The sequence below is a fragment of the Bacillus cereus group sp. Bc031 genome, assembly GCF_027716265.1.
Classification (GTDB): Bacteria; Bacillota; Bacilli; order Bacillales; family Bacillaceae_G; genus Bacillus_A; species Bacillus_A paranthracis.
Genome location: NZ_JAQFUL010000194.1, coordinates 1 through 1652 on the forward strand (window position 1 = coordinate 1; position 1652 = coordinate 1652).

The window sequence follows — 1652 nt, forward strand, 5'->3', positions numbered from 1 at the left end:
CGGAGGACCCAGTAATATGCGATTTTCCCCATTGGCAATAAAGCGACATGTTAAGGTTTCCTTGACCCTTTTCTCGCTCAGACTTGGTTGAAATGTAAAGTCAAAATCATGAATCGTTTTGGTGTAAGGCAGCTTTGCCCGTTTCATTCGCTTTTCTAGTTGATCAGAATCTTGTTGCTCCGTTTCATGCAAAACGATAGTGTGAAGAAACTCAGAATATGATACATTATCCTTAGAAGCGTCTTCTAGTAAACTATCAAGTTGGTTGGCTGTATGATGCCAGCCGAGCTTCTTTAAACGCTCCAATAAGAGTTCGTTCATCATACAGACTCACCTTCTTCCAGTGCTGCGTAAGCAGCGAGAGGGCGTTTTTCCACATTTGGAGATGGGGTATGAGAGTGAAGACCGTCGGTCGCCAAATCTTCAACGTTCTTCGCTTTCTGCCCTTTTTCTTTTGTATGTAGCCCATCATAGTGTTCCATTCGGATATGAGTAGTTGCTTTTCCTGTAAGAACCGGATGTTTTGCGATACATTCACGTTCATCGTAAATCTCTAAATGATGATCGAGTGTTTCTTTAATCTTAACCATTTGTCCAGCGTAACGGTAAGGAACTGAATACCTTTTTCCGCGGTACGACACCACACAGTCCCGACTGACTTCTCTGGTTTCCCAATGTGAAGTGGGAAACAGAGGCTTCACTCCCCATATCTGCAGGAACTTCTGTTCCTGCTCAAATCGTTGAAATGGTGACTCATTAGTAGTCTGATTGGTTTTCTTGTTAGCTATCTGATCCAACCATGTACGTACGGCTTCATTTAATGCATGTAAAGTTGGTTCGTGTTTTCGCTGAAAGAAGTTATCTTTCAAATACTTAATGGTTCTTTCTACTTTCCCCTTTGTTTGCGGACGTTTAGGACGACAGGCTTTTGGCACAATCCCATAGTAGGCTAAGAAATCCTCAAACTTGCGATTGAAACGAATCTCTACAGGACTATGCTTGATTACAACGGTTTTCATATTATCATAGAGAATTTGTTCTGGTACCCCATTAAAGTAAGAAAAAGCATTCATATGACACTTCATGAGGGTTTCGAGATTCATGTTGGTTGTAAACTCTACGTACTTCATTCGGGAATAACCTAATATCATCACAAATGCATAAATGTCTTGCAGATTGCCATTCACTAAGTATTTTCCCACGTACGCCCAATCCATTTGGGCTTGTTTCCCTGGTGGTGTTTCAAACCGTAAGGTTGCCTGTTTCTTTGGCTGTTGACGAAGAGGACGAACAAAGTCTCTTAAAATTGTCATCTTCCCCTCGTAACCCATCGTTTGAATTTCCTCTAACAGTACGACACAGTTGGTTGTTCCTTCTTTGACTCGTTGAAGGATGTAGGACTTATAGGGTTCGAGCTTACTCTCTTTCTGCTGCTCGCTTGCCTTACGTTCCGGCAACTGATTGCTTTTTAGATATTTGCTGATCGTTTTACGATCGAAGCCTGTTGCTTCTGCAATGGCTGTTTTCGTCCACCCTTTCTGAAATAACTCTCTAATCATAAAAAACTCCCCAATCTTCAGCACCGTTTCTTCACTCCATCTTTGATGTTTGTTTCGAAACGATTATCTGTTATTTTTGGGGAATTTAAAACC

At 41.5% G+C, this 1652-nt stretch carries 2 protein-coding genes; both read right to left on the bottom strand.

Annotated features, from left to right (window positions below; all coding sequences use genetic code 11):
- A partial coding sequence (locus PDQ33_RS28805; RefSeq protein WP_270757109.1) for an ATP-binding protein occupies nucleotides 1-324 on the bottom strand: 324 nt, incomplete at its 3' end.
- Nucleotides 321-1583: an IS21 family transposase gene (gene istA, locus PDQ33_RS28810; protein ID WP_002073783.1), complete on the bottom strand. Its 1263-nt coding sequence runs from the start codon at nucleotides 1581-1583 to the stop codon at nucleotides 321-323. The genes PDQ33_RS28805 and istA, both read right to left, overlap by 4 nt.
- Between the last annotated feature and the right edge of the window lie 69 nt (nucleotides 1584-1652).